Source organism: Escherichia sp. E1130, from assembly GCF_005781065.1.
In the GTDB taxonomy this organism is placed as follows: Bacteria; Pseudomonadota; Gammaproteobacteria; order Enterobacterales; family Enterobacteriaceae; genus Escherichia.
Genome location: NZ_VATL01000004.1, coordinates 338,433 through 361,936 on the forward strand (window position 1 = coordinate 338,433; position 23,504 = coordinate 361,936).

At 50.7% G+C, this 23,504-nt stretch carries 22 protein-coding genes and 2 pseudogenes; 14 read left to right on the forward strand and 10 right to left on the reverse strand.

From position 1 onward, the window contains the following. Positions 1-362 precede the first annotated feature (362 nt). The gene (gene holC, locus FEK66_RS04375; protein WP_000786399.1) at positions 363-806 is read left to right on the forward strand and encodes a DNA polymerase III subunit chi; all 444 of its coding nucleotides are present in this window, start codon (positions 363-365) and stop codon (positions 804-806) included. Next, entirely contained in the window at positions 806-3,661 is a 2,856-nt protein-coding gene (gene valS, locus FEK66_RS04380; protein WP_130259542.1) for a valine--tRNA ligase, read from the forward strand. Before holC ends, valS begins: the two co-directional genes overlap by 1 nt. Before the next feature lie 49 nt (positions 3,662-3,710). Here valS and FEK66_RS04385 read toward each other — a convergent pair whose 3' ends face one another. Continuing rightward, positions 3,711-4,898 carry a DUF898 family protein gene (locus FEK66_RS04385; RefSeq protein WP_135495111.1) on the reverse strand — a complete coding sequence of 396 codons (1,188 nt, stop codon included), beginning with the start codon at positions 4,896-4,898 and terminating at the stop codon, positions 3,711-3,713. A gap of 192 nt (positions 4,899-5,090) precedes the next feature. Between FEK66_RS04385 and FEK66_RS04390 the strand changes: the two genes are divergently transcribed. Then, on the forward strand, positions 5,091-5,594 hold the full coding sequence (locus FEK66_RS04390) for a GNAT family N-acetyltransferase (protein ID WP_130206082.1): 504 nt from the start codon (positions 5,091-5,093) through the stop codon (positions 5,592-5,594). 45 nt (positions 5,595-5,639) lie between these two features. Here FEK66_RS04390 and rraB read toward each other — a convergent pair whose 3' ends face one another. Beyond that, positions 5,640-6,056 (reverse strand): ribonuclease E inhibitor RraB, encoded by a 417-nt coding sequence (gene rraB, locus FEK66_RS04395; RefSeq protein WP_130206080.1) that lies wholly within the window; start codon positions 6,054-6,056, stop codon positions 5,640-5,642. Between the two features lie 161 nt (positions 6,057-6,217). Here rraB and argF point away from each other — a divergent pair, with 161 nt between their 5' ends. Next, positions 6,218-7,222, forward strand: a complete 1,005-nt coding sequence (argF, locus tag FEK66_RS04400) for an ornithine carbamoyltransferase (protein ID WP_135408769.1) — start codon at positions 6,218-6,220, stop codon at positions 7,220-7,222. Between the two features lie 46 nt (positions 7,223-7,268). Here argF and tabA read toward each other — a convergent pair whose 3' ends face one another. Next, a complete protein-coding gene (tabA, locus tag FEK66_RS04405; RefSeq protein WP_130216649.1) occupies positions 7,269-7,721 on the reverse strand; it encodes a toxin-antitoxin biofilm protein TabA in 453 nt (150 codons plus the stop codon). Positions 7,722-7,980: 259 nt separating this feature from the next. Here tabA and pyrL point away from each other — a divergent pair, with 259 nt between their 5' ends. From pyrL to FEK66_RS04425, 4 genes are all read left to right on the forward strand, one after another. Further along, the gene (pyrL, locus tag FEK66_RS04410; protein ID WP_032341226.1) at positions 7,981-8,115 is read left to right on the forward strand and encodes a pyr operon leader peptide; all 135 of its coding nucleotides are present in this window, start codon (positions 7,981-7,983) and stop codon (positions 8,113-8,115) included. 3 nt (positions 8,116-8,118) lie between these two features. Then, the gene (gene pyrB / locus FEK66_RS04415; RefSeq protein WP_000013052.1) at positions 8,119-9,054 is read left to right on the forward strand and encodes an aspartate carbamoyltransferase; all 936 of its coding nucleotides are present in this window, start codon (positions 8,119-8,121) and stop codon (positions 9,052-9,054) included. Between the two features lie 12 nt (positions 9,055-9,066). Then, positions 9,067-9,528 (forward strand): aspartate carbamoyltransferase regulatory subunit, encoded by a 462-nt coding sequence (gene pyrI / locus FEK66_RS04420; protein WP_000148581.1) that lies wholly within the window; start codon positions 9,067-9,069, stop codon positions 9,526-9,528. A gap of 72 nt (positions 9,529-9,600) precedes the next feature. Next, a complete protein-coding gene (locus FEK66_RS04425) occupies positions 9,601-9,987 on the forward strand; it encodes an enamine/imine deaminase (protein WP_000047542.1) in 387 nt (128 codons plus the stop codon). Positions 9,988-10,192: 205 nt separating this feature from the next. On the opposite strand, the gene mgtA is transcribed toward FEK66_RS04425, so the two are convergent. Next, positions 10,193-12,889 carry a magnesium-translocating P-type ATPase gene (gene mgtA / locus FEK66_RS04430; RefSeq protein ID WP_135495112.1) on the reverse strand — a complete coding sequence of 899 codons (2,697 nt, stop codon included), beginning with the start codon at positions 12,887-12,889 and terminating at the stop codon, positions 10,193-10,195. 142 nt (positions 12,890-13,031) lie between these two features. Continuing rightward, on the reverse strand, positions 13,032-13,085 hold the full coding sequence (mgtL, locus tag FEK66_RS04435; RefSeq protein ID WP_001387276.1) for a mgtA regulatory leader peptide MgtL: 54 nt from the start codon (positions 13,083-13,085) through the stop codon (positions 13,032-13,034). Between the two features lie 156 nt (positions 13,086-13,241). Here mgtL and treR point away from each other — a divergent pair, with 156 nt between their 5' ends. The 4 genes and pseudogenes from treR to nrdG all read left to right on the forward strand — a co-directional run bounded on the left by treR (position 13,242) and on the right by nrdG (position 17,477). Beyond that, the gene (treR, locus tag FEK66_RS04440) at positions 13,242-14,216 is read left to right on the forward strand and encodes a trehalose operon repressor TreR (protein ID WP_276606725.1); all 975 of its coding nucleotides are present in this window, start codon (positions 13,242-13,244) and stop codon (positions 14,214-14,216) included. A gap of 46 nt (positions 14,217-14,262) precedes the next feature. After that, positions 14,263-14,358, forward strand: a pseudogene (locus FEK66_RS25905) (hypothetical protein); the annotation flags it as partial. A 393-nt stretch (positions 14,359-14,751) separates the two neighbouring features. After that, entirely contained in the window at positions 14,752-16,890 is a 2,139-nt protein-coding gene (gene nrdD, locus FEK66_RS04445) for an anaerobic ribonucleoside-triphosphate reductase (protein ID WP_130206068.1), read from the forward strand. A gap of 122 nt (positions 16,891-17,012) precedes the next feature. Next, positions 17,013-17,477, forward strand: coding sequence for an anaerobic ribonucleoside-triphosphate reductase-activating protein (nrdG, locus tag FEK66_RS04450; RefSeq protein ID WP_064530204.1), 465 nt, complete (start codon positions 17,013-17,015; stop codon positions 17,475-17,477). Here the strand turns inward: nrdG and FEK66_RS04455 are convergent. The 4 genes and pseudogenes from FEK66_RS04455 to pmbA form a co-directional block, all read right to left on the reverse strand. Then, a pseudogene (locus FEK66_RS04455) lies at positions 17,478-17,769 on the reverse strand (type II toxin-antitoxin system RelE/ParE family toxin). It abuts the gene before it with no gap. Continuing rightward, on the reverse strand, positions 17,759-18,001 hold the full coding sequence (locus FEK66_RS04460; protein ID WP_097748117.1) for a type II toxin-antitoxin system RelB/DinJ family antitoxin: 243 nt from the start codon (positions 17,999-18,001) through the stop codon (positions 17,759-17,761). Before FEK66_RS04460 ends, FEK66_RS04455 begins: the two are co-directional and overlap by 11 nt. A gap of 191 nt (positions 18,002-18,192) precedes the next feature. Beyond that, positions 18,193-18,579 carry a cytochrome b562 gene (cybC, locus tag FEK66_RS04470; protein WP_130206066.1) on the reverse strand — a complete coding sequence of 129 codons (387 nt, stop codon included), beginning with the start codon at positions 18,577-18,579 and terminating at the stop codon, positions 18,193-18,195. Between the two features lie 183 nt (positions 18,580-18,762). After that, entirely contained in the window at positions 18,763-20,115 is a 1,353-nt protein-coding gene (gene pmbA, locus FEK66_RS04475; RefSeq protein ID WP_032230414.1) for a metalloprotease PmbA, read from the reverse strand. Positions 20,116-20,209: 94 nt separating this feature from the next. Here pmbA and yjgA point away from each other — a divergent pair, with 94 nt between their 5' ends. Beyond that, positions 20,210-20,761, forward strand: coding sequence for a ribosome biogenesis factor YjgA (yjgA, locus tag FEK66_RS04480; RefSeq protein ID WP_130259537.1), 552 nt, complete (start codon positions 20,210-20,212; stop codon positions 20,759-20,761). A gap of 179 nt (positions 20,762-20,940) precedes the next feature. Here the strand turns inward: yjgA and mpl are convergent, their stop codons facing one another. Next, the gene (mpl, locus tag FEK66_RS04485) at positions 20,941-22,314 is read right to left on the reverse strand and encodes a UDP-N-acetylmuramate:L-alanyl-gamma-D-glutamyl-meso-diaminopimelate ligase (protein WP_135495114.1); all 1,374 of its coding nucleotides are present in this window, start codon (positions 22,312-22,314) and stop codon (positions 20,941-20,943) included. A gap of 175 nt (positions 22,315-22,489) precedes the next feature. Between mpl and fbp the strand changes: the two genes are divergently transcribed. Beyond that, positions 22,490-23,488, forward strand: coding sequence for a class 1 fructose-bisphosphatase (fbp, locus tag FEK66_RS04490; protein WP_000853753.1), 999 nt, complete (start codon positions 22,490-22,492; stop codon positions 23,486-23,488). The last annotated feature ends 16 nt before the right edge of the window (positions 23,489-23,504 follow it).

The window sequence follows — 23,504 nt, forward strand, 5'->3', positions numbered from 1 at the left end:
GCAGCGTCGCATCAGGCAAAGTTGTTATTGTCGGATGCGGTGTGAACGCCTTATCCGACCGACACACAGCACTGAACTCGTAGGCCTGATAAGACGCGGCAGCGTCGCATCAGGCAACGCTGTTATTGTAGGATGCGGCGTGAACGCTTTATCCGACCTACACAGCACTGAACTCGCAGGCCTGATAAGACGCGGCAGCGTCGCATCAGGCAACGCTGTTATTGTCGGATGCGGCGTGAACGCCTTATCCGACCGACACACAGCACTGAACTTGTAGGCCTGATAAGACGTGGCAGCGTCGCATCAGGCAATGCTGTGTATTACCAGATGCATATTTAAATCCACCACAAGAAGCCCCATATATGAAAAACGCAACGTTCTACCTTCTGGACAATGACACCACCGTCGATGGCTTAAGCGCCGTTGAGCAGCTGGTGTGTGAAATTGCCGCAGAACGTTGGCGCAGTGGTAAGCGCGTGCTCATCGCCTGTGAAGATGAAAAGCAGGCTTACCGGCTGGATGAAGCCCTGTGGGCACGTCCGGCAGAAAGCTTTGTTCCGCATAATTTAGCGGGAGAAGGACCGCGCGGCGGTGCGCCGGTGGAGATCGCCTGGCCGCAAAAGCGTAGCAGCAGCCCGCGCGATATATTGATTAGTCTGCGAACAAGCTTTGCAGATTTTGCCACCGCTTTCACAGAAGTGGTAGACTTCGTCCCTTATGAAGATTCTCTGAAACAACTGGCGCGCGAACGCTATAAAGCCTACCGCGTGGCTGGTTTCAACCTGAATACGGCAACCTGGAAATAATGGAAAAGACATATAACCCACAAGATATCGAACAGCCGCTTTACGAGCACTGGGAAAAGCAGGGCTACTTTAAGCCTAATGGCGATGAAAGCCAGGAAAGTTTCTGCATCATGATCCCGCCGCCGAACGTCACCGGCAGTTTGCATATGGGTCACGCCTTCCAGCAAACCATCATGGATACCATGATCCGCTATCAGCGTATGCAGGGTAAAAACACCCTGTGGCAGGTCGGTACTGACCACGCCGGGATCGCTACCCAGATGGTCGTTGAGCGCAAGATTGCCGCAGAAGAAGGTAAAACCCGTCACGATTACGGCCGCGAAGCTTTCATCGACAAAATCTGGGAATGGAAAGCGGAATCCGGCGGCACCATTACCCGTCAGATGCGCCGTCTCGGCAACTCCGTCGACTGGGAGCGTGAACGCTTCACCATGGACGAAGGCCTGTCCAATGCGGTGAAAGAAGTTTTCGTCCGTCTGTATAAAGAAGACCTGATTTACCGTGGCAAACGCCTGGTAAACTGGGACCCGAAACTGCGTACCGCTATCTCTGACCTGGAAGTAGAAAACCGCGAATCGAAAGGTTCGATGTGGCACATCCGCTATCCGCTGGCTGATGGCGCGAAAACCGCAGACGGTAAAGATTATCTGGTGGTTGCGACTACCCGTCCGGAAACCTTGCTGGGCGACACCGGCGTGGCCGTTAACCCGGAAGACCCGCGTTACAAAGATCTGATTGGCAAATATGTCATTCTGCCGCTGGTTAACCGTCGTATTCCGATCGTGGGCGACGAACACGCCGATATGGAAAAAGGCACCGGCTGCGTGAAGATCACTCCGGCGCACGACTTTAACGACTATGAAGTCGGTAAACGTCACGCCCTGCCGATGATCAACATCCTGACCTTTGACGGTGATATCCGTGAAAGCGCTCAAGTGTTCGATACCAAAGGTAACGAATCTGATGTTTATTCCAGCGAGATCCCGGCAGAGTTCCAGAAACTGGAGCGTTTTGCTGCGCGTAAAGCCATCGTTGCTGCGGTTGACGCGCTTGGCCTGCTGGAAGAAATTAAACCGCACGACCTGACCGTTCCTTACGGCGACCGTGGCGGCGTAGTTATCGAACCGATGCTGACCGACCAGTGGTACGTGCGTGCCGATGTACTGGCGAAACCGGCGGTTGAAGCGGTTGAGAACGGCGACATTCAGTTCGTACCGAAGCAGTACGAAAACATGTACTTCTCCTGGATGCGCGATATTCAGGACTGGTGTATCTCTCGTCAGCTGTGGTGGGGTCATCGTATCCCGGCATGGTACGACGAAGCGGGTAACGTTTATGTTGGCCGCAACGAAGACGAAGTGCGTAAAGAAAATAACCTTGGTGCTGATGTTGCCCTGCGTCAGGACGAAGACGTTCTCGACACCTGGTTCTCTTCTGCACTGTGGACATTCTCTACCCTTGGCTGGCCGGAAAACACCGACGCCCTGCGTCAGTTCCACCCAACCAGCGTGATGGTATCTGGTTTCGACATCATCTTCTTCTGGATTGCCCGCATGATCATGATGACCATGCACTTCATCAAAGATGAAAATGGCAAACCGCAGGTGCCGTTCCACACCGTTTACATGACCGGTCTGATTCGTGATGACGAAGGCCAGAAGATGTCTAAATCCAAGGGTAATGTTATCGACCCGCTGGATATGGTTGACGGTATTTCGCTGCCAGAACTGCTGGAAAAACGTACCGGCAATATGATGCAGCCACAGCTGGCGGATAAAATCCGTAAGCGCACCGAGAAGCAGTTCCCGAACGGCATTGAGCCGCACGGTACTGACGCGCTGCGCTTCACCCTGGCGGCGCTGGCTTCTACCGGTCGTGACATCAACTGGGATATGAAGCGTCTGGAAGGCTACCGTAACTTCTGTAACAAGCTGTGGAACGCCAGCCGCTTTGTACTGATGAACACGGAAGGTCAGGATTGCGGCTTCAACGGCGGCGAAATGACGCTGTCACTGGCGGACCGCTGGATTCTGGCTGAGTTCAACCAGACCATTAAAGCGTACCGCGAAGCGCTGGACAGCTTCCGCTTCGATATCGCCGCAGGGATTCTGTATGAATTCACCTGGAACCAGTTCTGCGACTGGTATCTGGAGCTGACCAAGCCGGTAATGAACGGTGGCACCGAAGCCGAACTGCGCGGTACTCGCCATACGCTGGTGACCGTGCTGGAAGGTCTGCTGCGCCTCGCGCATCCGATCATTCCGTTCATCACCGAAACCATCTGGCAGCGTGTGAAAGTGCTTTGTGGCATCACTGCCGACACCATCATGCTGCAGCCGTTCCCGCAGTACGATGCGTCTCAGGTCGATGAAGCGGCGCTGGCCGACACCGAGTGGCTGAAGCAGGCGATCGTTGCTGTACGTAATATCCGCGCGGAAATGAACATCGCGCCGGGCAAACCGCTGGAGCTGCTGCTGCGTGGTTGCAGTGCAGATGCAGAACGTCGCGTGAACGAAAACCGTGGCTTCCTGCAAACGCTGGCGCGTCTGGAAAGCATCACCGTACTGCCCGCGGATGACAAAGGCCCGGTTTCCGTTACTAAGATCGTCGACGGCGCAGAGCTGCTGATCCCGATGGCGGGCCTCATTAACAAAGAAGATGAGCTGGCGCGTCTGGCAAAAGAAGTGGCAAAGATTGAAGGTGAAATCAGCCGCATCGAGAACAAGCTGGCGAACGAAGGCTTTGTAGCGCGCGCACCGGAAGCGGTCATCGCGAAAGAGCGTGAAAAGCTGGAAGGTTATGCGGAAGCGAAAGCGAAGCTGATTGAACAGCAGGCAGTTATCGCCGCGCTGTAATCAACACTGTGAAGAAAACGAAGGCCGGAGCATGCTCCGGCCTTTTTATTTAGATAAACGGAACATACGGCATAATACCGCGAGATATCCACATTAACGGACCGCTATCCTGCGGTTTGTCATCATTGGTTAACTCCAGCGAATCAAGGTCGCCCTGGACATGGGTATTGTTAGCAATCCAGCTAACCATCCACATTTTCAGCCAGGGATAAGCCAGACCACAGGTAATTGAGGACCCCATTAATACCGCCAACATGCGCAAAAGCATACCGATCGCGGTAACAGATGAATGAAAACGAATAGTGCCATTTGCCAGTGCCAGATTATTCAAAAACAGATTGCGTAACGTGACATAGAGATAACAGGCAAAAACAAGAATCGCGACAAAATACAGGAAATAAGAAGCCGTAATCTGCGGGTAATATTGCAATACTAGCTCCCTGCCCGCATCGGACCTACCCAACATGGTCATCATCATTAACTGCTGAAATACTGGCGCAATCATAACACCAATCACAATGATGAAAGGAACCATGGTTAATATTGCGAGCATACAGCCTTTAATGCATTCTTTTACGTTGACCTTAATGGAAAATTGATGGACACCAAAAGTCGCGTTATTACCCAGTAATGGCATCCACTTGCTATAGGTAATACCGTTGATAACACCCAGTCCGATGACGGAAAGCAAGCTTAAGACCACTAAGTTAAAGAATAACCCACCTATCGATGTCGTCACTTGCGCAATAAGGTACAGTGCGAGCCAAAAAGCTAATGCCAACAGAACAGGCAGACCTAACATAACCCACCATGCACGAAGCATTGAGCAGTTAAAGCCAAAGCGAATACCATTCAGTGAGGTCATGTTCGCCTGATACTGCAGACTCTTCACTGCCATGCAAGGAATACCGCAGATCAAGAGAGCAAACAGGAGAAAAGCAAGAACAAAGTGTTGGCCTGCAAAACAAGAAATACTGAAAAAATAAACGATCATAATAAGTAACATGCTAACAAAAATGGCACCACCTGTTCCCTTATAACTAAATGGTTGCCCCTTGAGTGTCACATGTTGATAAATATAACGACGGCATTTCACTAATGCCCACGGCCCATATATTCCCAGAGTAATAATTGTCAGTAAAAAATTCACAAGACAAATAAGAAAATACTCACCACCTTTTCCTGTAAAAACAAATGCGTGACGAGGATTATCTTTCCCGACGTTTACACCATTCATGAACTATATCCCTAAAATAAATTCCATTCATATAGATAATAATTCCAGTCAATTGATACTGGACCACCTAGAATACGCTTTATCTAAGCGATATATGCTTAATATTTTCTGATTTATCTTCTTCTTGCACCACATAAGCGAGGGTGGTATTAAAGGGAGCTATAAATCATACATTTGAAATTGAGCTATGCTATGAATGTTGTCGTTTCGCCCGCGCTCCGTTTGCGCAAACTTACCGCCGCCGATAATCCCGCCATCGCCAGCGTCATCCGCCAGGTGTCCGCAGAGTACGGTCTTACCGCTGATAAAGGCTATACCGTCGCCGATCCCAATCTCGACGAATTGTATCAAGTGTATAGTCAGCCCGGTCATGCCTATTGGGTAGTTGAGCACAATGGCGAAGTGGTGGGCGGCGGCGGGATTGCGCCATTAGCAGGTAGTGAATCGGACATTTGCGAACTGCAGAAAATGTATTTTCTTCCCGCCATTCGCGGCAAAGGGCTGGCGAAAAAACTGGCCTTAATGGCGATGGAGCAGGCACGAGAAATGGGCTTCAAACGCTGCTATCTGGAAACGACCGCTTTTTTGAAAGAAGCGATTGGTTTGTATGAACATTTAGGTTTTCAACATATCGACTATGCACTTGGCTGCACGGGCCATGTTGATTGTGAAGTGCGGATGTTGCGCGAACTCTAAAAAAATGCCCGCTAGTGTGTGCTATCGGGCATTTTAATCAATTAATTAATGGCGAACACCGTCATCGTCTTCGTCGACATAATCTTCATCGTCGCCATCTTCGCCGTTAGGATCTTCAAAATAAGTCCCCCAACCGTCGTATTCAACGTCGAATTTCTCTGCCAGGTTCATCAATTGCTCAACCTGGGCATCGATCAGATCGGCATTCAACGCGCATTCGCTGACGATGTCACAGCAAATTACGATATCGCCATCTTCCACTTCCAGCTCTTCCGGATCGGTCACTTCGTAACCAAGTTTAAACGCTTCAACCGCTGCTTTTTCCAGGGTTTCCAGATCGTCTGCGGAAAGGTGATGTTCGATGGTGTACAGCGCGTCCGGATCGCTGCCATCTTCCAGTAATTCTTCAATAATCAAACGTGTTTCTTCACGCTGTTCTTCGAGTTGTTCCGGGTTTGCCATGACTTATTCCTCTTAATGTCCTGCTGATACTCTTATTGTCACACACCACTGACATTGCCTCCACCTTTGTGACAAAGTTTTATGCTTTAGGCTTGCAAATGAATATTCATACATATAAATTGAATTTTAATTCATTATGGCGCAAGCCACAGGAGGGATCTATGTCCGGGTTTTATCATAAGCATTTCCTGAAATTACTTGATTTTACGCCAGCTGAACTCAACACCTTGCTCCAGCTAGCCGCTAAACTAAAAGCAGATAAAAAAAGCGGTAAAGAAGAAGCCAGACTCACCGGTAAAAACATCGCGCTCATCTTCGAAAAAGACTCAACCCGTACCCGATGCTCTTTCGAAGTTGCCGCATATGACCAGGGCGCTCGCGTTACTTATCTCGGCCCAAGCGGCAGCCAGATTGGCCATAAAGAGTCAATTAAAGATACCGCCCGCGTGCTTGGCCGCATGTATGACGGTATTCAGTATCGTGGCTATGGTCAGGAGATTGTCGAAACACTGGCGGAATACGCTGGCGTCCCGGTATGGAATGGGCTGACCAATGAGTTCCACCCCACGCAACTGCTGGCAGATCTGCTGACCATGCAAGAACATTTACCGGGTAAAGCGTTTAATGAGATGACGCTGGTCTACGCCGGAGATGCCCGCAATAACATGGGGAACTCGATGCTGGAAGCGGCCGCGCTGACCGGTTTGGATTTGCGTCTGGTGGCGCCACAGGCATGCTGGCCGGAATCTTCGCTGGTTACGGAATGCCGCGCCTTGGCACAACAAAATGGCGGGAATATTACCCTGACAGAAGATGTCGCGACTGGCGTTAAAGGTGCTGACTTTATCTATACCGATGTGTGGGTATCAATGGGTGAAGCAAAAGAGAAATGGGCTGAACGGATTGCATTGCTGCGTGATTATCAGGTGAATAGCAAGATGATGCAGTTAACTGGTAACCCGGAGGTCAAATTCCTCCACTGCCTGCCCGCGTTTCATGATGACCAAACAACGCTTGGCAAAAAGATGGCTGAAGAATTTGGCCTACATGGTGGGATGGAAGTAACGGACGAGATTTTCGAATCTCCCGCCAGCATTGTTTTTGATCAGGCGGAAAACCGTATGCATACTATCAAAGCGGTAATGGTCGCGACGCTTGCCAAATAATTTCAGTACCGGAGGCGGCTTCACGTCGCCACCGGCAGGTACTCGCTTAAGCCATCAGCATCTTAACAACCGCTTTGCGAACCTGAGCAGGCTCACCCACTGCGCACAGCGGTTTGTGCACTTCACCCGGATAAAACACAACAAAATCGCCTTCATTAAGGATAACTGTTTTCTCTTCAATACCTTCAGGCAAAAAGGCGATGTCTTTATCAGCTAACCAGTCAGTATCCGGCGTACCCGCAGGCTGTGTGCTAAAAGTCATTCCTTCCTGCCCTTTTAACACAATCTGGATGTCGAGATAGCGGGCATGATACTCCGCGCGACGCGCTTCATACGGCTCAGTCATATCTTCAGAGATAAGATAAAACAGACGATTGCCTTCGATATCATGCTTACCTTTTGGCGTTTCTGCCGTAACGTGCATTTTGATATGTTCAATGGCCTGGCGTAACTCTTCTGGCAACCACGGCTGGAGATTATGAATATTTCCGATGATCATCTTTTTCATTCCTCAATTAAAACAATGTTTCATTTCTCTCGTTATACGTAATTCCTTACTGCCATACCAGCATTTTTTGCTGTCCGATTGCGCCAAAGCATGTTTTTCCGCCCGCTTTTCACAAAAAAATCATTGTTAAAAACTCAATTTTAAAGCATATAAATTCACTACAATCGTTTACCTGGGTAATTTTTTGCATTGATTGCTTGATCCCACTTTCTGGCTGAGTATAATGCCGGACAATTTGCCGGGAGGATGTATGGTTCAGTGTGTTCGACATTTTGTCTTACCGCGTCTGAAAAAAGACGCTGGCCTGCCGTTTTTCTTCCCGTTGTTCACCTATTCCCAGCCCCTCAATCGAGGGGCTTTTTTTTGCCCAGGCGTCAGGAGATAAAAGATGGCTAATCCGCTATATCAAAAACATATCATTTCCATAAACGACCTTAGTCGCGATGACCTTAATCTGGTGCTGGCGACAGCGGCGAAACTGAAAGCGAACCCGCAACCAGAACTGTTGAAACATAAAGTGATTGCCAGTTGCTTCTTCGAAGCATCAACCCGCACCCGCCTCTCTTTCGAAACCTCGATGCACCGCCTGGGCGCTAGTGTGGTGGGATTCTCTGACAGCGCAAACACCTCACTGGGAAAAAAAGGGGAAACGCTGGCTGATACCATCTCGGTTATCAGCACTTACGTCGATGCGATTGTGATGCGCCATCCACAGGAAGGTGCGGCACGCCTGGCAACCGAATTTTCCGGCAATGTACCGGTACTGAATGCCGGTGATGGCTCCAACCAACATCCGACGCAAACCTTGCTGGATCTATTCACCATTCAGGAAACCCAGGGGCGTCTCGACAATCTTCGCGTCGCAATGGTCGGCGACCTGAAATATGGTCGCACCGTTCACTCCCTGACCCAGGCGCTGGCGAAGTTCGACGGCAACCGTTTTTACTTCATCGCGCCGGACGCGCTGGCAATGCCGCAATACATTCTGGATATGCTCGATGAAAAAGGTATCGCCTGGAGTCTGCATAGTTCCATTGAAGAAGTGATGGCGGAAGTGGACATTCTGTATATGACTCGCGTGCAAAAAGAGCGTCTGGACCCGTCCGAATACGCCAACGTAAAAGCACAGTTTGTCCTGCGCGCCAGCGATCTCCACAACGCCAAAGCCAATATGAAAGTGCTGCATCCGCTGCCGCGTATTGATGAAATTGCGACGGATGTCGATAAAACGCCGCACGCCTGGTACTTCCAGCAAGCAGGCAATGGGATTTTCGCTCGCCAGGCGTTACTGGCACTGGTTCTGAATCGCGATCTGGTACTGTAAGGGGAAATAGAGATGACACACGATAATAAATTGCAAGTTGAAGCTATTAAACGCGGCACGGTAATTGACCATATCCCCGCCCAGATCGGATTTAAGCTGTTGAGCTTGTTCAAGTTAACCGAAACCGATCAGCGCATCACCATCGGTCTGAACCTACCTTCCGGCGAGATGGGCCGCAAGGATCTGATCAAAATCGAAAATACCTTTTTAAGTGAAGATCAAGTAGACCAACTGGCACTGTATGCACCGCAAGCCACGGTAAACCGTATCGACAACTATGAAGTGGTCGGCAAATCACGCCCCAGCCTGCCGGAACGTATTGATAATGTGCTGGTCTGCCCGAACAGCAACTGTATCAGCCATGCAGAACCGGTTTCTTCCAGCTTTGCCGTGAGAAAACGCGCCAATGATATTGCGCTCAAATGCAAATATTGTGAAAAAGAGTTTTCGCATAATGTGGTGCTGGCCAATTAATTGCGGTTGGTAATAAATGTCAGGCTCCCTATAATGAGCCAGACTTTTTACCGCTGTAATAAAGGAGAAATCATGAGCAAAACTATCGCGACGGAAAATGCACCCGCAGCTATCGGTCCGTATGTTCAGGGCGTTGATCTGGGCAGTATGATCATCACTTCCGGTCAGATCCCGGTAAACCCGAAAACTGGCGAAGTACCGGCAGACGTCGCTGCACAGGCGCGTCAGTCGCTGGATAACGTAAAAGCGATCGTGGAAGCGGCAGGTCTGAAAGTGGGCGATATCGTTAAAACCACCGTGTTTGTGAAAGATTTGAACGATTTCGCAACCGTAAACGCCACTTACGAAGCGTTCTTCACCGAGCACAATGCCACCTTCCCGGCACGTTCTTGCGTTGAAGTTGCACGTCTGCCGAAAGACGTGAAGATTGAGATCGAAGCGATCGCTGTTCGTCGCTAATCTTGATGGAAATCCGGGCTATCATGCCCGGATTAAGTCTGATGACAAAAGCAAAATCGCCTGATGCGCTACGCTTATCAGGCCTACGTGATTCCTGCAATTTATTGAATTTGTAGGCCGGATAAGGCGTTTACGCCGCATCCGGCATGAACTAAGCCCACTTTGTCTGCAATCTGAATCCGGGCCACCATGCCCAGTTAATTCTTTACTGCCAGCCGTAACGACGACTATAAATCCCTTTAACCAACTGCGTTAACACCATATACCCTGCCAGAATCGCAATCAGCCACGGGAAGTAACTTAACGGCAGTGCCTGCAGTTGCAGATAACCAGCCAGCGGTGAAAACGGCAACGCGATCCCCACGACTATCACGATCGCGGTCATCGCCATTAATGGCCACGACGCACAACTCTGAATAAACGGCACACGGCGGGTGCGGATCATATGCACAACCAGCGTTTGCGACAGTAATCCCACCACAAACCAGCCCGACTGGAACAGCGTTTGCGTTTCCGGCGTATTGGCATGAAATACCCACCACATCAGGCAAAACGTCAGAATATCGAAGATCGAACTTATCGGTCCGAAGAAGATCATAAAGCGCCCCAAATCCGCCGGATTCCAACGCTGCGGCTTTTGAATTTGCTCGTCATCAACGTTATCAAACGGAATCGCCACCTGTGACACATCGTACAGCAGGTTTTGAATAAGCAAGTGTAACGGCAACATCGGCAGGAAGGGCAGGAAAGCACTCGCCACCAGCACGCTGAACACATTACCGAAGTTCGAACTCGCCGTCATTTTGATGTATTTCAACATGTTGGCAAAAGTTCGGCGTCCTTCAATAACCCCCTCTTCCAGTACCATCAGGCTTTTTTCCAGCAGAATGATATCAGCCGCTTCACGGGCAATATCTACCGCACCGTCCACAGAAATGCCGATATCCGCAGCGCGTAAGGCGGGCGCATCATTAATACCATCGCCCATAAAGCCAACCACATGCCCTTCGCGCTTCAGTAAAGTCACAATGCGTTCTTTATGCATCGGCGTCAGGCGGGCAAACAGTGTGGTACGTTGCGCCAGGCTTGACAGTTCATCGTCATTTAGCGTTTCAATATCACTACCAATTACCACCTCTCCCGCATCCAGCCCCACTTCATGGCACACTTTCGCCGCCACTAACTCACTGTCGCCAGTAAGGATTTTGACGGTAATTCCACTCGCTTTTAATGCCTTCAGTGCCGGAGCGGTTGTCTCTTTTGGCGGATCAAGGAAAGCAATATATCCTTCGAGGATCAGGTCGGATTCATCCGCCCGCTGATAATCCCCTTCACGCGCGGGCAGATATTTCGTCGCCACCGCCACCACACGCAACCCCTGACGATTAAGCGTATTTGTAACCCGCTTAATCTTACGCAGCATGGTGTCATCGAGCGGAACAATCGCGCCATTGTGACGCACCTGCGAACACACATTGAGGATTTCCTGCAATGCGCCTTTGCACACCAGTTGATGGTGTTCGGCATTTTCTGCCACTACCACCGACATCCGGCGACGCTCGAAATCAAAAGGAATTTCATCCACTTTCTGCCAACGACTGGCCAGCGAGCGCGCTGACTTTTCATCTATACCTTCCAGCACCGCCGTATCAAGTAGGTTTTTAAGTCCGGTCTGGTAATGACTGTTCAACCACGCGCTATGCAGCACGCGCTCACTGGTTTTACCGGAGATATCGGTATGATTCTCCAGCACAATTTTATCTTGCGTCAGGGTGCCTGTTTTATCAGTGCACAGAATATCCATTGCACCAAAGTTCTGAATCGCGTCCAGATGTTTGACAATCACTTTCTGTTTCGACAGTTTTACTGCTCCACGCGCCAGCGTCGAGGTGACAATCATCGGCAACATTTCCGGCGTTAAGCCTACTGCTACCGAAAGCGCGAAAAGTGCCGCTTCCCACCAGTCGCCTTTGGTGTACCCGTTGATCAACAGCACCACAGGCGCCATCACCAGCATAAAGCGAATCAGCAGCATACTGACGCGGCTGATCCCTTGCTGAAAAGCATTCGGCTCGCTTTCCTGCTCGCTGACACGCCCCGCCAGTTGACCAAACCAAGTGTTGGCACCTGTGGCAATCACCATTGCTTGTGCCGTACCGCTCACCACGGTGGTGCCCATAAAACACAGGGTATCGCACTCCAGCGGATTGCTGTGCTCTGGCTGGCGAGTGGTTGCGGCTTTTTCCACGGGCAGAGACTCACCGGTTAACGATGCCTGGGCGACGAACAGATCCCGCGCCTGCAAAATACGTAAATCTGCCGGGATCATATCTCCCGCCGCCAGTTTAATAATATCGCCAGGCACCAGCTGATCGATCGGGATCTCCAGCCAGCCATTTTCGCCTTTATCGTTAATTACGCGCAGCACCGTCGCAGTATTACTGACCATCGCTTTCAGGGCATCTGCTGCTTTGGTGGAGCGCGCTTCCTGAATAAAGTTCAGCAACGTAGAAATAGCTACCATTAACGCAATAACGCCCGCGGCAAATAAATCTTCCGTGGCGTAAGAAATGCCGCCGAGGATCGTGAGCAAAATATTAAAGGGGTTGCGATAACAGACCCACAAATGTACCCACCACGGCGACGGTTGTTGCGCGGGTAGTTTATTTTCACCGTGTTGTTCGCGGGCTAATTCCACTTCCGCCTGATTTAACCCTTCTGGATGCGTGCCGAAGGTTTTCCATAATTCCTTTTCTGGCATCACCGCCATTTTCAGGCAATGCGCGCTTAAGGAAGGCGGGATCGGAATATTCGCTGTCTGTTGCGCACCAGGCAACGGATCGCGATGGACCAGACGAGAAGGTAAATGGCGAATGAGCCGGGTAAAAATTTCTTTAAACATAGGAAGTCCCTCCGCACCCTGTAAGCATGGTGCAGAAAATATCTTCAGGCGTCGCAAAGCATTACCTGAAGGTAATAAACATGAGCTGGGACGTTAAAACGTCACGGCCTTACACATCCGGTAATGCCGTGAAAAGACGGGCTTACCGGAAAAGTTTTAATCTCCGTCGAGGGAGAGGCGTGGGATCAGGTTCCATATAACCTCCGGTAAGTGAAAAAAGCGCCGCAAATAATAAGGAGAATCCAATAATATTCGTAGCATTTATGCCGATATAATATCTGCAAGCAACTAAACCAACGATAAACCAGACTTTACCCATTGCTGAATGCGTGGGTAAAGTTAGGCTCAAATAATTAAACGCAAATTACGGGACAACAGGATGCAAAATCGGCTGACCATCAAAGACATTGCTCGTTTAAGCGGCGTGGGGAAATCCACGGTTTCCCGAGTGCTGAATAACGAAAGTGGCGTGAGTCAGCACACGCGCGAGCGCGTGGAAGCAGTGATGAATCAGCATAGATTTTCCCCTTCCCGATCCGCGCGTGCTATGCGTGGGCAAAGCGATAAAGTGGTTGCTATTATCGTCACCCGTCTGGATTCGTTATCAGAAAATCTCGCCGTTCAGACGATGCTGCCGGCATTCTATGAACAGGGTTACGATCCGATCATGATGGAAAGCCAGTTTTCGCCACAGCTGGTTACTGAACATTTAGGCGTTCTGAAACGTCGCAATATTGACGGAGTGGTGCTGTTCGGTTTTACCGGCATAACGGAAGAAATGTTAGCTCACTGGCAATCATCTCTGGTACTGCTGGCGCATGACGCAAAAGGTTTTGCTTCGGTCTGTTATGACGACGAAGGGGCGATTAAGATTCTGATGCAATGCCTCTACGATCGGGGGCATCGCAATATCAGTTATCTTGGCGTACCACACAGCGACATTACCACTGGTAAGCGGCGTCATGAGGCTTATCTGGCATTTTGCAAAGCACATAAACTACATCCCGTCGCCGCCCTGCCCGGCCTGGCCATGAAGCAAGGTTACGAGAACGTGGCAAAAGTGATTATGCCAGAAACCACTGCGTTGCTGTGCGCAACCGACACGCTGGCGCTCGGGGCATGTAAGTACCTGCAAGAGCAACACATCGACACACTGCAACTGGCGAGCGTCGGTAACACGCCGTTAATGAAGTTTCTCCATCCGGAGATCGTCACCGTTGATCCAGGCTACGCCGAAGCCGGACGTCAGGCTGCCAGCCAGTTGATCGAACAGGTAACCGGACGCAGCGAACCTCAACAAATCGTCATCCCAGCAGCCCTTTCCTGAGAGTTACCTTCTACCAGATTTATCCAAAGAGTGTTCAGAACACTACTGGCAGCTTCTGATGTATAGCTTTGAAGAAACCTCACCACAACTCTGTGCCACGACATTACGGTCTTTTGAGGCTGTCTGGTGGTTTCAGAGATAATCCCTCTCCAGACCATGCTAAAGCGAGTATTTCCGGGGACTTACCGGGTAGTATATTGTTTTTGTTGATTTTATAACCAGAAAATCATCAAAAAATTTACACATCGCTCTAGCGCCCGCCATCCGTACTCTCTGCTTTTTACTTTGAGCTAAATCAAAAAAAACGCAAACATCCTTAATGCAAAGCACTATATATAGACTTTAAAATGCATCTAAACCCAATATGTTGTATCCATCGTCTAAACTTGCAACAAGATACACATCAACGAAGCCGACACAATTGTGGATAAAGCGAATTGGGATTGCAGTAAATCCCCGTAACAAGAGCTGAATAAACCGGGGCGCACTTCCCAACTTTCTGTGGATAACCTGTTCTTAAAAATATGGAGCGATCATGACACCGCATGTGATGAAACGAGACGGCTGCAAAGTGCCGTTTAAATCAGAGCGCATCAAAGAAGCTATTCTGCGTGCAGCTAAAGCAGCGGAAGTCGATGATGCAGATTATTGTGCCACTGTTGCCGCTATCGTCAGCGAGCAAATGCAGGGGCGTAACCAGGTAGATATCAACGAAATCCAGACCGCTGTTGAAAACCAACTGATGTCTGGCCCGTACAAACAACTGGCCCGTGCATATATTGAGTACCGTCACGATCGCGACATTGAACGTGAAAAACGCGGTCGTCTGAACCAGGAGATCCGTGGTCTGGTCGAGCAGACTAATTCCTCGCTGCTCAATGAAAACGCGAATAAAGACAGTAAAGTCATTCCGACCCAGCGTGACCTGCTGGCCGGGATTGTTGCTAAACACTATGCACGTCAGCACCTGCTGCCGCGTGACGTGGTGCAGGCGCATGAACGTGGTGATATCCACTACCACGATCTCGATTACTCGCCGTTCTTCCCAATGTTCAACTGCATGTTGATCGACCTGAAAGGCATGCTGACGCAAGGCTTTAAGATGGGGAATGCAGAGATTGAACCGCCGAAGTCGATCTCTACAGCTACCGCAGTAACTGCACAAATTATTGCTCAGGTCGCCAGCCATATTTATGGTGGCACCACCATTAACCGTATCGACGAAGTTCTGGCGCCGTTTGTCACCGCCAGCTACAACAAACACCGTAAAACCGCGGAAGAGTGGAGCATTCCTGACGTCGAAGGTTACGCTAACTCTCGTACTATCAAAGAGTGCTACGACGCATTCCAGTCGCTGGAATATGAAGTAAATACCCTGCACACCGCCAACGGTCAGACGCCGTTTGTGACCTTTGGCTTTGGTCTGGGTACCAGCTGGGAATCGCGCCTGATTCAGGAATCTATCCTGCGTAACCGTATCGCGGGCCTGGGTAAAAACCGTAAAACCGCCGTGTTCCCGAAACTGGTGTTCGCAATTCGCGATGGCCTGAACCATAAAGTGGGCGATCCGAACTACGACATCAAACAGCTGGCGCTGGAGTGCGCGAGCAAGCGCATGTATCCGGATATCCTGAACTACGATCAGGTAGTGAAAGTCACCGGCTCGTTTAAAACACCAATGGGTTGCCGCAGCTTCCTCGGCGTGTGGGAAGACGAAAACGGTGAGCAGATCCACGATGGTCGTAACAACCTCGGCGTGATCAGCCTGAACCTGCCACGTATTGCTCTGGAAGCAAAAGGCGATGAAGCCACCTTCTGGAAGCTGCTGGATGAACGTCTGGTGCTGGCGCGTAAGGCGCTGATGACCCGTATCGCCCGTCTGGAAGGCGTGAAAGCGCGCGTAGCGCCGATCCTCTATATGGAAGGTGCCTGCGGCGTACGTCTGAATGCAGACGATGACGTGTCTGAAATCTTCAAAAATGGTCGAGCGTCTATCTCGCTGGGTTACATCGGTATCCACGAAACCATTAACGCGCTGTTCGGCGGCGAGCATGTTTACGACAACGAGCAGCTGCGTGCGAAAGGTATTGCGATTGTTGAACGTCTGCGTCAGGCGGTGGATCAGTGGAAAGAAGAAACCGGCTACGGTTTCAGCCTCTACAGTACGCCGAGTGAGAACCTGTGCGACCGCTTCTGCCGTCTCGATACCGCCGAGTTTGGCGTGGTGCCGGGCGTGACCGATAAAGGTTACTACACCAACAGTTTCCACCTTGATGTGGAGAAGAAGGTGAACCCGTACGACAAGATCGACTTTGAAGCGCCTTACCCGCCGCTGGCGAACGGTGGCTTCATTTGCTACGGCGAGTATCCAAACATTCAGCACAACCTGAAGGCGCTGGAAGATGTCTGGGATTACAGCTATCAGCATGTGCCGTATTACGGCACCAACACACCGATCGATGAATGCTACGAATGTGGCTTTACCGGCGAGTTTGAGTGCACCAGCAAAGGCTTCACTTGTCCGAAATGTGGTAACCATGACACCTCCCGTGTGTCGGTAACTCGCCGCGTGTGCGGATATTTAGGTAGTCCGGATGCGCGTCCGTTTAACGCCGGCAAGCAGGAAGAAGTTAAGCGCCGCGTTAAACATTTGGGAAATGGGCAGATCGGTTGATCTCCACGCTGCGTTAAGCAAATGCCGGATGTGATGTGAAAGCGTCGCATCCGGCGTTGATTGCAGGATGTGGCGTAAACGCCTTATCCGGCCTACACGCGGACTGATAAGCCAGGCGAAATATGAACTTCCATCAATACTATCCTGTCGACATCGTCAACGGCCCCGGCACTCGTTGCACCCTGTTTGTCTCCGGGTGTGTTCATGAATGCCCCGGTTGCTATAACAAAAGCACCTGGCGGGTAAATTCCGGTCAGCCATTTACCAAAGAAATGGAAGACCAGATCATCAACGATCTGAACGACACTCGCATCAAACGCCAGGGCATTTCCCTCTCCGGCGGCGATCCGCTGCATCCGCAAAACGTGCCGGATATTCTGAAACTGGTACAACGCATCCGTGCCGAATGCCCGGGTAAAGACATTTGGGTGTGGACAGGGTATAAACTCGACGAACTCAACGCTGCACAAATGCAGGTTGTTGATTTGATTAACGTGCTGGTTGATGGCAAGTTTATGCAGGATTTAAAAGACCCTTCCCTGATCTGGCGCGGCAGCAGCAACCAGGTGGTACACCATTTACGTTAATCACTCTTCCAGCCGTTTATCCGCATCTTCATAAACGGCTGAGTTCTCTCTCTTACCAATAGCTATCACCAACACGAGCAACTCTTTATTGTTAACCTGATAAACCAGGCGATATCCCAGAATGCGAAGCTTAATTTTGTAGCAGTTCGGTAAATCCCGCAGTTTAGCCGAGGGATTGCGCGGCCTTTTCAGCACATCCTCAAGCTCTTTTTTAAAATTGTTCCCGGACTGTCACGCCCAGTTTTTGCCACTCTTTCAGCGCTCGCGGATCAAAGGCCAGCTCATAGTTCATCCGGTCGGACCTTAATGGCCTCTTGTGGGTTGGCCAGTCGTTCCCTGACAGTGCGTAACAAGGCTTCTTCACTATCACTGACAGTGAGCGTTTTTACCGGCATTCGCCCATTTTCCGCAACGTACTGAAACAGCAGCCGTACGGCTTCAGTAGGCGTGATATTTAATTTTTCCAGCACCGCATAAGCCTCGTTTTTCAATTTGTCATCCAGACGGACGTTAAGTGTGGCCATTATGCCTCCGGTAATTATGAAAAGTGTAATGCATTATAGCATTACATATGCATTACATTCATTTCTGGAAAACGCCTCGCAAAAATGGCGGCGACACGCAGAAATATGCCGTAGTGAAGAGAGATTTAGCGGTGATTTTACGAAGGGAGAGGAGAGCATTGGGCGGCGACGTTTCACCGCCCAATGAGGAATTAACGATACTTCTTGTGATATGAATTGCGGGTCGTTTTCAGTTGCTCTGCGGCGGCCTGCGCTTCTTTTACTTTACCTTCATTAGCCAGCTTCAGCGCGTCGTCAATCTGGCCAACCAGAATGTCGAAACCGTGGCGGAAGTCTTTCATTTCCGGGCTGTCTGGCGATTTTCCTTCCAGCTTCGGCGGCGTTGCTTTTTGCGCATCCAGCGCCGCGGCACGCATTTTGGTTAACGCGTCTTTGACTTGCGCCGCGTTATCCGCTTTTTCGACCACTTTTAAATTGTCGTTGAGGGTTTCCATATTGTCTTCCAGCTCAGCGGCAAACGACACCGAACTGAATACCAACGAGGAGACTGCAAGAATAGCTAACAGGCTTTTACGCATTGCTCACTTCCTTTTTTATTTACACTTCATCCTTCACACTGCCTCATCGACGGCTACGCTCATTCGCCCGAGTCACGTACTACGAGTACGCTCCCCGGCCCTCATTCACTTTCCGTCTCGATGCAGTGCGAATGATTTTGTGTAATTTTTTAGTTTATAGCGCGGCAGGTCGCGCCAGTTTTTTTACTGTCCGGCGATTTTCATCTCCGGCAACAGCACAGAACCACACTGTATATTACTGCGTGTTTCAATATCGTTACCGACGGTGACAATATTGCGCCACATATCTTTTAAATTACCTGCGATGGTGATTTCGCTAACCGGATACTGAATTTCGCCGTTTTCTACCCAGAAGCCCGCCGCGCCACGGGAATAATCACCGGTAATTGCACTCACGCCCTGGCCCATCAATTCCGTCACCACCAGCCCAGTACCCATCTCTTTGAGCATCTGCTCGAAGCTTAGACCTTGTCCGGCAATGCGCCAGTTGTGAATGCCGCCCGCGTGTCCGGTGCTTTTCAGCCCCAGTTTGCGCGCCGAGTAGCTGGTCAGCAGCCACTGAGTCAGGATGCCATCTTTAATAATGTCGCGACGTTCGGTGCGAACACCTTCGCTGTCGAATGGCGTAGATGCCAGCCCTTTCAGCAGATGCGGATGCTCTTCAATGGTCAGCCAGTCCGGCAGAATTTGTTTACCCAGCGAATCCAGCAGGAAGGTGGATTTACGGTAAACCGATCCACCCGCTATCGCCCCAACCAGATGCCCAAAAAGCCCGGTTGCCACTTCATTGGCAAAAATGACCGGCGCTTTCATGGTGGAGAGTTTACGCGGTGACAGACGCGATAAAGTACGGCGAGCGCAGTCGGCCCCGACCCACTCTGGCGTTTGTAGATCGCTCATCGCGCGGCCAATGGTGTAGGCATAATCACGCTCCATATCGCCATTTTCTTCGGCAATCACGCAACTGGAGAGCGAATGACGCGTTGAGCAGTAGCCTTGCAACATACCGTGGCTATTACCGAAAACTTTGACGCCGTAATGGCTGTTAAAACTGCCGCCTTCGGTGTTGGTAATGCGTTTATCCGCCTGTAATGCCGCCTGTTCAGCACGGGCCGCCAGTTCAATGGCTTCGTCTGGAGAGACTTCTGCGGGGTGGAACAAGTCAAGATCCGGCGCGTCGAAAGCCAGCAGTTCTTTGTCTGCCACGCCTGCATACGGATCTGGCGAAGTGTAACGCGCAATATCCAGCGCCGCCTGTACGGTGCGTGCAATGGCCTGCGGGCTTAAATCGGTGGATGATGCGCTACCTTTGCGGTTCTGGTGATAAACGGTTATCCCCAGCGCGCCATCGCTATTGAATTCGACATTCTCCACTTCACCATAGCGCGTACTAACGCTAATGCCGGTGGTCTTGCTGACGGCAACTTCCGCACCGTCCGATTTGCCTGAGGCCAACTCCAGCGCAGTCGAAACTGCTTCTTCCAGAATCTTGCGCTGCGCTTCAACTTGAGAGATTACTTTCATTGCAAGTGCCATAATGTAGAGAGTTTCTCTGAAGTCTAACAGAGAACCGTTTTTCAGTGCGCATCTTAACTGGTAACATTAGCCTCTTTTTTTTAAGGAGCCTGACATGACTAAGCAGCCCGAAGACTGGCTCGACGACGTTCCCGGTGATGACATCGAAGACGAAGACGATGAAATTATCTGGGTTAGTAAAAGTGAAATTAAACGTGACGCCGAGGAGCTAAAACGCCTGGGCGCAGAAATTGTTGATCTGGGGAAAAACGCGCTGGATAAGATCCCGTTAGATGCGGATCTGCGTGCGGCTATTGAGTTAGCCCAGCGTATTAAGATGGAAGGTCGCCGCCGCCAGTTGCAGCTCATTGGTAAGATGCTGCGCCAACGCGATGTAGAGCCTATCCGTCAGGCGCTGGATAAGCTGAAAAACCGCCACAACCAGCAGGTGGTGTTGTTCCATAAACTGGAAAACCTGCGCGATCGTCTGATCGATCAAGGGGATGATGCTATCGCTGAAGTATTGAATCTGTGGCCAGATGCCGATCGTCAGCAACTGCGTGCTCTGATCCGCAACGCGAAGAAAGAGAAAGAAGGGAATAAGCCGCCGAAATCCGCACGCCAGATTTTCCAGTATCTGCGCGAGCTGGCAGAGAACGAAGGGTAATTTTCGTTGTTGATGTGAGTATGGTTTGCCGGATGCAGTGCACCGTCAGATCTGTAGGCCTGATAAGACGCGTCAAGCGTCGCATCAGGCGCTATGCTCAAATGCCGGGTGCGGCGTCAACGCCTTATCCGGCCTACAAAAGCACGTTGCCCCTGTAGGCCTGATAAAACGTCTCAGGATTACTGCGCAGCTTCCGCTTTCTTCGCCAGACCATCCAGCAGTTTCTGATGGATCCCACCAAAACCGCCGTTGCTCATCACCAGAATATGGTCGCCAGGCTGAGCGGTTTTCACCACCATTTCTGCCAGCGCATCAACATCTCCACTCCAGTGCGCAGGCTGAATACATGCTTCTGCCACTTCAGCTACCTGCCACGGAATATGTGACGGTTGCAGCAGGAAGACTTCATCGGCACGACCTAATGACGGAGCCAAATCATCTTTGCAGACGCCCATCTTCATGGTGTTGGAACGCGGCTCAAGCACGGCAATAATACGCGCCGTACCGCCAACTTTGCCGCGCAGCGCCGCCAGCGTTGCCAGAATTGCCGTTGGGTGATGGGCAAAATCGTCATACACCGTCACGCCATTAGCTTCGCCACGCAGTTCCAGGCGGCGACGGGCATTGATAAACAATCCCAGCGCGTTAGCAGCATCAACCGGTGCGATGCCAACATGACGGGCCGCAGCAATCGCCATCAAACCATTGTGCATATTATGTTCGCCCACCAGCGACCATTTCACTTCGCCCACTTTTTCGCCATCCAGCAAGACTTCCCATTCGGAAGCGTCAGTGGTCAGCTTTTTCGCCTGCCAGTGACCTTGCTCGCCCACCAGCTCCTGTTCACTCCAGCAGCCCATCGCCAGGGTTTGTTTCAGGTTGATGTCGTTTTCCGGCCAGATAATACGCCCCTGACCAGGAACAATACGCACCAGATGGTGGAATTGTTTCTGAATCGCTTTCAGGTCGTCGAAGATATCGGCGTGGTCGAACTCAAGGTTGTTGAGGATCAGCGTTCGCGGGCAGTAATGAACAAACTTAGAGCGTTTGTCGAAGAAGGCGCAGTCATACTCGTCTGCTTCGATAACAAAGAAGTCGCTTTCGCCCAGGCGTGCAGAAACGTCAAAGTTCCCCGGTACTCCACCGATCACAAAACCTGGTTTATAGCCGCACTGTTCCAGAATCCAGGTCGCCATTCCCGCGGTGGTGGTTTTACCGTGTGTACCGGCAACGGCCAGCACCCAGCGGTCACGCAGCACAAAATCGTGCAACCACTGCGGACCTGACATATATGGAATGTTTTTTTCCAGTACCGCTTCCACACACGGATTTCCACGGGTCATGGCGTTGCCAATAATCACCAGATCCGGCTGAGGATCGAGCTGGCTGGCATCATAACCCTGAATCAGTTCAATGCCTTGCTTCTCAAGTAAGGTGCTCATCGGCGGATACACATTGGCGTCCGAACCCGTTACTTCATGGCCCAACTGGCGCGCCAGAATCGCCAGACCGCCCATAAACGTGCCACAAATTCCTAATATATGAATGCGCATACGTCACTATCCTTTTTTAATCTACCGTTCATTTTACGCATATGTCGGGCAACAGAGAAACGCATTTCAGGATAATCCGTAATTTGCTGGCGCGATTCACCTGAGCGCAACATTGAGATTATTTGTTAAGATTATTGCGGTCGCTTTACTCCATAAACATTGCAGGGAAAGTTTTATGAAAACGTTAGGTGAATTTATTGTCGAAAAGCAGCACGAGTTTTCTCATGCTACCGGTGAGCTCACTGCTTTGCTATCGGCAATAAAACTGGGCGCCAAGATTATTCATCGCGATATCAACAAAGCTGGACTGGTTGATATCCTGGGTGCCAGCGGTGCTGAGAATGTGCAGGGCGAGGTTCAACAAAAACTCGACTTGTTCGCTAATGAAAAACTGAAAGCCGCACTGAAAGCACGCGATATTGTTGCGGGCATTGCATCCGAAGAAGAAGATGAGATTGTCGTCTTTGAAGGTTGTGAACACGCAAAATACGTTGTGCTGATGGATCCGCTGGATGGCTCGTCCAACATCGATGTTAACGTCTCTGTCGGTACCATTTTCTCCATTTACCGCCGCGTTACACCGGTCGGCACGCCGGTAACGGAAGAAGATTTCCTCCAGCCTGGTAACAAACAGGTTGCTGCAGGTTACGTGGTATACGGCTCCTCTACCATGCTGGTTTACACCACCGGATGCGGTGTTCACGCCTTTACTTACGATCCTTCGCTCGGCGTTTTCTGCCTGTGCCAGGAACGGATGCGCTTCCCGGAGAAAGGAAAAACCTACTCTATCAACGAAGGGAACTACATTAAGTTTCCGAACGGGGTGAAGAAGTACATTAAATTCTGCCAGGAAGAAGATAAATCTACCAACCGTCCGTATACCTCACGTTATATCGGCTCGCTGGTCGCGGATTTCCACCGTAATCTGCTGAAAGGCGGTATTTATCTCTACCCAAGCACTGCCAGCCACCCGGACGGCAAACTGCGTTTGCTGTATGAGTGCAACCCGATGGCATTCCTGGCGGAACAAGCGGGCGGTAAAGCGAGCGATGGCAAAGAGCGTATTCTGGATATCATCCCGGAAACCCTGCACCAGCGTCGTTCGTTCTTCGTCGGCAACGACCATATGGTTGAAGATGTCGAACGCTTTATCCGTGAGTTCCCGGACGCGTAATCTCCTGCGCCTCTCC

Coding starts and splice junctions, on each gene's coding strand:
- holC (WP_000786399.1), top strand. CDS start 363: ATGAAAAACGCAACGTTCTACCTTCTGGACAATGACACCACCGTCGAT.
- valS (WP_130259542.1), top strand. CDS start 806: ATGGAAAAGACATATAACCCACAAGATATCGAACAGCCGCTTTACGAG.
- FEK66_RS04385 (WP_135495111.1), bottom strand. CDS start 4,898: ATGAATGGTGTAAACGTCGGGAAAGATAATCCTCGTCACGCATTTGTT.
- FEK66_RS04390 (WP_130206082.1), top strand. CDS start 5,091: ATGAATGTTGTCGTTTCGCCCGCGCTCCGTTTGCGCAAACTTACCGCC.
- rraB (WP_130206080.1), bottom strand. CDS start 6,056: ATGGCAAACCCGGAACAACTCGAAGAACAGCGTGAAGAAACACGTTTG.
- argF (WP_135408769.1), top strand. CDS start 6,218: ATGTCCGGGTTTTATCATAAGCATTTCCTGAAATTACTTGATTTTACG.
- tabA (WP_130216649.1), bottom strand. CDS start 7,721: ATGATCATCGGAAATATTCATAATCTCCAGCCGTGGTTGCCAGAAGAG.
- pyrL (WP_032341226.1), top strand. CDS start 7,981: ATGGTTCAGTGTGTTCGACATTTTGTCTTACCGCGTCTGAAAAAAGAC.
- pyrB (WP_000013052.1), top strand. CDS start 8,119: ATGGCTAATCCGCTATATCAAAAACATATCATTTCCATAAACGACCTT.
- pyrI (WP_000148581.1), top strand. CDS start 9,067: ATGACACACGATAATAAATTGCAAGTTGAAGCTATTAAACGCGGCACG.
- FEK66_RS04425 (WP_000047542.1), top strand. CDS start 9,601: ATGAGCAAAACTATCGCGACGGAAAATGCACCCGCAGCTATCGGTCCG.
- mgtA (WP_135495112.1), bottom strand. CDS start 12,889: ATGTTTAAAGAAATTTTTACCCGGCTCATTCGCCATTTACCTTCTCGT.
- nrdD (WP_130206068.1), top strand. CDS start 14,752: ATGACACCGCATGTGATGAAACGAGACGGCTGCAAAGTGCCGTTTAAA.
- nrdG (WP_064530204.1), top strand. CDS start 17,013: ATGAACTTCCATCAATACTATCCTGTCGACATCGTCAACGGCCCCGGC.
- FEK66_RS04460 (WP_097748117.1), bottom strand. CDS start 18,001: ATGGCCACACTTAACGTCCGTCTGGATGACAAATTGAAAAACGAGGCT.
- cybC (WP_130206066.1), bottom strand. CDS start 18,579: ATGCGTAAAAGCCTGTTAGCTATTCTTGCAGTCTCCTCGTTGGTATTC.
- pmbA (WP_032230414.1), bottom strand. CDS start 20,115: ATGGCACTTGCAATGAAAGTAATCTCTCAAGTTGAAGCGCAGCGCAAG.
- yjgA (WP_130259537.1), top strand. CDS start 20,210: ATGACTAAGCAGCCCGAAGACTGGCTCGACGACGTTCCCGGTGATGAC.
- mpl (WP_135495114.1), bottom strand. CDS start 22,314: ATGCGCATTCATATATTAGGAATTTGTGGCACGTTTATGGGCGGTCTG.
- fbp (WP_000853753.1), top strand. CDS start 22,490: ATGAAAACGTTAGGTGAATTTATTGTCGAAAAGCAGCACGAGTTTTCT.